The sequence below is a fragment of the Syntrophotaleaceae bacterium genome, from assembly GCA_041390365.1.
Taxonomy (GTDB): Bacteria; Desulfobacterota; Desulfuromonadia; order Desulfuromonadales; family Syntrophotaleaceae; genus JAWKQB01.
In genome coordinates, this window is sequence record JAWKQB010000010.1 from 1 (window position 1) to 6,467 (window position 6,467).

The 6,467-nt window shown below is 54.6% G+C and carries 6 protein-coding genes; all 6 read left to right on the forward strand.

What is annotated here, in order from left to right; all coding sequences use genetic code 11:
- On the forward strand, positions 1-675 hold a 675-nt coding region (locus R2940_18700; protein MEZ4601826.1), incomplete at its 5' end, for a PD-(D/E)XK nuclease family protein.
- Between the two features lie 25 nt (positions 676-700).
- A complete protein-coding gene (locus R2940_18705; protein MEZ4601827.1) occupies positions 701-1,471 on the forward strand; it encodes an ATP-binding protein in 771 nt (256 codons plus the stop codon).
- Between the two features lie 5 nt (positions 1,472-1,476).
- Positions 1,477-1,950 carry a DUF669 domain-containing protein gene (locus R2940_18710; GenBank protein MEZ4601828.1) on the forward strand — a complete coding sequence of 158 codons (474 nt, stop codon included), beginning with the start codon at positions 1,477-1,479 and terminating at the stop codon, positions 1,948-1,950.
- An 8-nt stretch (positions 1,951-1,958) separates the two neighbouring features.
- On the forward strand, positions 1,959-2,429 hold the full coding sequence (locus tag R2940_18715; protein ID MEZ4601829.1) for an ERCC4 domain-containing protein: 471 nt from the start codon (positions 1,959-1,961) through the stop codon (positions 2,427-2,429).
- Positions 2,384-4,606, forward strand: coding sequence for an AAA family ATPase (locus tag R2940_18720; GenBank protein ID MEZ4601830.1), 2,223 nt, complete (start codon positions 2,384-2,386; stop codon positions 4,604-4,606). Before R2940_18715 ends, R2940_18720 begins: the two co-directional genes overlap by 46 nt.
- 2 nt (positions 4,607-4,608) lie before the next feature.
- Positions 4,609-6,467, forward strand: a 1,859-nt coding sequence (locus tag R2940_18725; protein MEZ4601831.1) for a CHC2 zinc finger domain-containing protein, incomplete at its 3' end; no start/stop codon positions are given.

Sequence of the window (6,467 nt, forward strand, 5' to 3'; positions counted from 1 at the left end):
GTCAATCCAGATACCAACGCCGCATCGAGAAGTTTCGTGCTGGCTGGCAAGGTGGACGGTCTGGTCAAGCAGGATGGCCAATACTTCCTGCTGGAGCATAAGACCGCCTCACAAATCGATGCCGGTTATCTGGAACGGCTTTGGACTGATTTTCAGATCATCATTTATGCGTGGTATCTGGAACAGACCCTAGGTGTCCGTATCTCCGGCATCATCTACAACGTGCTGGTCAAAGCCAAGCTGCGCCAGAGCAAAGGTGAAACGGAAGCTGAGTTTGAAACCCGCCGTGCCGAGCTGATCGCCAAATCCAAAACCGGCAAGAGCAGCGCCAAGCGCAAGATGCCCGAGCCGGATGATGCCTTCCAGCAGCGCCTCAAAGACAAATACCTCGAGCCCGGCATGTTTCACCGGGAGGTGCTCTACATCTCCCGCGATCAATTCGACGAGCTGCGCAGTGAGCTTTGGGAACTATCCAAAGCCATGCTGGATGCCCGCCGCCGCAACACCTTCTACCGCAATACGGCCTTCTGTTTTCAGTATGGACGCGCCTGTCCCTACTTCCCGCTGTGCCAGAGCGGTGAGAACCCCAACGTCATTGAAAACCATTACCAACGGGTGCTCCCGCACGAAGAGCTGCGGGATGGAGCAAGTGAAGATGCTGCCCCTGTTTTTTAACCCAAACCATACAAGGAGATAAATCATGCTTCCGAAAAGCAAAACCAAACCGAAAGCAAGCCTGAACGACCTGACCGCACTGGTTTACGGTCCAAGCAAAATTGGCAAGAGCACTTGGTGCTCCCACGCGGAAAACGCCCTGTTTCTCGCCACGGAACCGGGGCTGAACGCCCTCGAAGTGTTCGAAGCGCCCATTACCTGCTGGGATGACCTTCTGCAGGCGTGTGCCGAGATTGCCGAAGGCAAACACGACTTCAAGACCATCGTCATCGACACGGTGGATAACGCCTACCGCATGTGTGCGGATTATGTCTGCAAGAAATTCAAGATCGAGCACGAGTCCGACCTTGGCTACGGCAAAGGCTATGCCCTCATCAACAATGAGTTCCAGCGCGTTCTCAACAAACTGGCCTTTCTGCCATACGGCCTGATCCTCATTTCCCATTCCCACGAGCGTGACATCGAAACACGCACTGGGAAGCACACACGCATTGTGCCGACCCTGCCGGACAAGGCCCGCAAGCTGGTGACCGGTCTGGTGGACCTGATCCTGTTCTGTGATCTGGACATGAAAACCGGTGACGACGGCAAGCCCATGTATCAGCGGGTGATGCGCACCAAGCCAAGCCCCAATTACGACGCCGGAGACCGTACCGGCCGACTTCCGGAGATGATCCCTCTGGATTTCCCGACCTTCCTGAAAGCTTTCAATCAAACGGCTGCCGGTTCAGCGGTGAGTGCCGCCCGGACAAAGTCGGAGCCAGCCACAACGGCTAAACCTCAAACTAAGGAGTAATGACAATGAGTTGGAATAACGATGACACCATGGACCTCGCGCAGTTCGACGATGATTTCGTTTCTGCGGATGTTGAAGAAAAGGACTTTGAAGCTGTTCCCGACGGGAAATATCAGGTCAAGGTCGATCGTGTGGAACTGACCCGTTCGGAAACTTCCGGCAATCCCATGCTCAAGTGGGCGCTGAAGATTCTGGGTCCCACGCATAAAGGCCGTCTGCTGTGGCGCAACAACGTCATTGCCAGCAAGGACAATGTGAAATGGCTCAAGCAGGATCTCTATACCTGCGGCCTGCAGATGGACAAGCTCTCCGATCTCCCGGGCAAACTGGAAACCCTTCTGGATGTCGGGCTCGAGGTGACCAAGCGCACGAAAAACGAATTCGAGAACATCTACTTCAACCGCCGGATTGTGCTTTCGGATGAAGACGCCGCCGCACCGTCGACCGGTCACGATGTAGACGACATGATTCCGTTTTGAGGATGGGCATGGTTACCGTTGTCGTTGATACCCGGGAACAGGAGCCTTACGGATTTGATTCGGAATCAGTCGCATCAGTCCGCAAGGCCCTCCCGGCGGGAGATTACTCCATCGAGGGATTCGAGACCCGGGTGGCGGTGGAAAGGAAGTCCATGGCGGATTTTGTTTCCACTGTCATCCGAGGCCGAAAGCGTTTTCACAAGGAGCTGGAAAAGCTCCGGCATTATGACGCAGCCTGTGTCGTCGTTGAGGCCAATTACCGGGATATTCTCGGTGCCTGCTACCAGAGCGACGCCCATCCAAACGCCCTCATAGGAACCATTGCCTCCATCATCATCGACTTCGGTGTGCCCGTTTATTTCTGTTCAGACCGTCAGGCAGCCTGCCGGTTTGTTGAAGAGTTTTTAATGCGCTTTCACCGGAGGTTCGCTCAATGCCAAGAAAAACAAACTCCCCGGCAAAACTCCGGGGAAGAATAGAGAGAGTTTATTATGCCGGGCCAAAGTTTTCCGCAGGCCGTTTGCTCACCGCCACCGGAGAGGAAATCCAGTTTGCCGGAAATCTGTTTGCCCGTGAAAACCAGCCCGTGGTCCTTTTGGGGACGTGGGCCACCCATCCGAAATATGGTCGACAGTTCAAGGTCGATGCCATGGAGCACGATCTTGATCTGAACCCGGAAGGATTGATTCATTATCTGGCCAATCACCCTGAAATCAAAGGGATTGGTCCTGCCAAAGCCCGCCTTATAGTCGAACAGTTCGGAGATTCATTCGAGGAGACTCTGATTGAATCTCCGGAGCTCATCGCATCAAAAGCCAGAATTTCCCTCGATGCCGCCAATCGTCTGAAGGATGAATGGTGCAAAAACAGAAGCGTCAATGCCGTGCTGGCATGGCTTTCCGCCTTTGGTTTGACCCACCATCAGGTGACCACATTGGTCGAAAAGCTGGGCGGCAACTGTCTGGAGATCCTAAAAGCTGATCCTTACATCCTCATCCGGGAATTGCGGGGATTCGGCTTCAAGAAGGTCGACAAGATTGCCCGCAAACTGGGCACGCCAAAAGACCACACTCCACGAATCCGTGCTGGAATTCAATATTGCATGCACGAGGCGCTGGATCAGGGAAACTGCTGGGTCGAATACGAGGACCTTGTTGATCAGTCCAACCTGCTTTTGGTGATGGATAATCTGGACAGCCGTATTCGTATCGAAGCCTCGCTGGACAACCTCATCAGTGAAAGACTGCTCTCCTGTGAGTCCCATGCAGGACGCTTTCTGGTGGCGCTTTCCGATATCCTGAAAATGGAACAGGACATTGCCGCCATTTTTACCAAGGCGGCTGAGGCAAATCCTCATTTCACATCAACCCGCAATCTGCAGAAGCTGATTCTGCGTCAGGCGGAAACGCTCAATGAAAAGCAGCTCGAAGCGGTTCACTCTGCTTTGCAGCACTCCATCAGCCTCATATCCGGTGGAGCCGGATCGGGTAAGAGCTACACCGTATCGGTCATCAACGCGGTATGTGAAGAGTGCGATCTGGAGGTGGTTCTTTCCGCCCCGACAGGTAAAGCGGCCAAGAGACTCGAGGAAGTGAGTGGCCGAACCGGAACCACAATCCATCGACTGCTTGGCTATGACGGCAAGTCCTTTTCAAAGGACAGCAACAATCCCATCGACGCCGACATCCTGATCATCGATGAGTTTTCCATGGTGGATGTTCCTTTGGCTTGGCACCTTTTCAATGCGGTGGACTTTGCCAGAACGACCATTGTCATTGTGGGAGACCATAACCAGCTACCGCCGGTCGGTCCGGGAAATATCCTTCGGGATCTGATCCACTCGAATGCCATCCCCACGGTCATTCTGGATAAGGTGGTCAGGCAGGCCGGTGTGTTGAAGGAAAACAGCACCGCCATTCTCAAAGGCGAAGTTAGGAAAACCAGTGATGCCAGTACACAGGGATGCCGGGATTGGTATCTGGCGGACCAGTTCACCGACCCGGGGGCCGCCCGAAACTTCCTACTGGACCTCTTTGAAAAACGACTCGATGCCCTTGGCTTTGATCTGATCAAAGATGTGCAGGTGTTAACCCCGACGCACAAGGGTCCGCTGGGAACCAAATCGCTCAATGAAGATTTGCAGCGGCTTATCCAGAAGCGTCTCTGGTATGTGAATGTGCCGGAAACCCAACCCGGCCGCCGGTCGCCATTTTTGAAACACGACAAGGTCATTCAGACCCGCAACAACTATGACCTGAACGTGATGAATGGTGCCATCGGCCATGTGATCGATGTTTTGCCCAACGGCACGCTGCTGATTGATTTCGAGGGTGTGGCGGTTGAGATCGAAAAAGGATCGCCGAACCTTCAGGACATCCAGCTGGCCTATGCGCTGACAATCCACAAAACCCAGGGATCGGAATTTCCATGCGCTGTCGTGGTGGTCCACAAGGCTCATTCCTTTATGCATCATCGCAACCTGCTGTACACCGGTGTCACCCGTGCCCGCAAGACTGCGATTGTACTCGGTGACCGCTGGGGCATCCGCAATTGCGCCAAGAAATGTCAGGTGGATGACCGCAAGACCTTTCTATCCATTCTCTTGAACAATGTGAATTGCCCTGAAGAGCAGTCAGCTTGTGCGGGGGCATTATGAGCATGGGCGGTTCAGACAATGTCAGAGAATACTACCGCCTGATAACCGAGCTCGATATCGGAGATGTGGCAAGGGATCTTCTGGCTGGAAGGATCACACAGGAATCCCGGCAGCGGCTTCAGTGCGATTGTCCGCACCACCAGAGTCAGTCCCGTCGCTCCCTTCATGTGATGCTCGACAAACAGGGCTGGTATTGCTTCGGCTGCGGTGTGGGTGGAGATGTCCTCCAGCTCGTTGAGTTTATTCAATCGGGAATGGTTACCGCCGGTCAATCCGGTCCCATGCCCGATAGCCATCGGCAGGCCCGTGACTTCCTCGCTGGTAAAGCCGGGATGCCGCCACTGTCGCGTTATGGCCTCACGCAGGAACGCTTGGAGCAGACGGAAAATGATCGATCGTTTGAGATCCGGGTCAAAGATGCTTTGACCGAACTGGCCCGCTACTATCACCAGCGGCTCAAGGAAAATCAGGAGGCGCTGACCTGGCTGAAAGAAAAGTACGCCATCAGTGATGAGACCATAGACGACCTGTTGATCGGTTTTGCCGACAATGAGTCGGGTGTCATTGCAGCCCTGCGCTCCGGCGATCATGGCTTCAGCAAACGGGAGCTTTCCGCTACAGGAGCCTTTCGCCCTACCAGTCAGGATGGATTGAATCCGTTTTTTGAGAAGCGCATCATCTTTCCATACTGGAGCCGTGGCCGTGTCGTGTTCATGATCGGCCGCAAGACACCGTGGACGCCGGACGTGAACTGGGAACAGGGAAAGTACAAGAAGCTGCCGGTTCACGATGAACATCAGCGCCCTTATGTTGCCCGCTTCATCAACAATGCGGTTCTCTTCAATGAGGACTGCCTGCTGGGTAAGCCCGATCACATCATTATTACCGAAGGCGTGACCGATTGCATTGCTCTGATGCAGCAGGGATTTCCCGCGCTCTCTCCTGTAACGGTAAGAATCAGGGCCGCAGACTGGGAACGGCTGGTTCCGAAGATGCGCGGACTCAAGACCGTCTATATCTGTCAGGACAATGAAATCTCGGAGGCCGGGCTCAAGGGAGCCTTGCAGACTGCTCGCACGCTGGCCGAACACAAGATTGATACGAAGCTGGTTACCATTCCTCTGAATGAGCCTCAGCAGCAGGCGCGGCAGGAACTGCAGGAGCGGTTCAACCTGACGGCGGCCGTCGGTCCCCGGGAGCTGGCCAAATTACTCGACGGCCACTCTGCCGAGGATATTCGGGAGGCTGAAACGCTGTTGGCCAACGCCAAGATCGATGTGAACGATTTCTTTGCATCCGGCAATGGTAAGGCTGAATTTGAGGGGCTGCTTTCTTCCGCCTGTACGCCGGTGGAGTTCGGCATTCAAAGTCTGCCCGAGGATGCCCCGGAGGAAGAGAGAAACCGCCAGCTCGAGCCGGTTCTGGCCGAAATTTCGGCTCATTCACCACTGGAGCAAAGCCGCCTGCTAAAACTGGTGCAGGAACGACTGGGTAAAGCGGTTCCAATGGCGACCCTCAAGGAACAGGTACGCTCTGTTCAGCAAAATCGACGGGACAGCGCCAAGAAGGAAAAGAAAAAAGCCAAACGCCTGAGCGGATCACCGCCCGGTTCCTGTCGCGCCCGGGTCGATGAAGTGCTGATCGATACGGAGCTGGAAAACGGTGCTCCGGATTACACCGCTGCAGCCGAAGCGGCCTATGACTGGTTTACCGCCAACGGAGCCCAGTTCTTTCACACCCAGACCGGTGAGCCGTTTATGTATTTCGACAACTCCATCTACTGGATGGATTCACCCGACCGTGGGCGCAAGAGGCAGTATGCGGCCATGCTCTACAAGCACACCGGTATGGTTCCGACGTC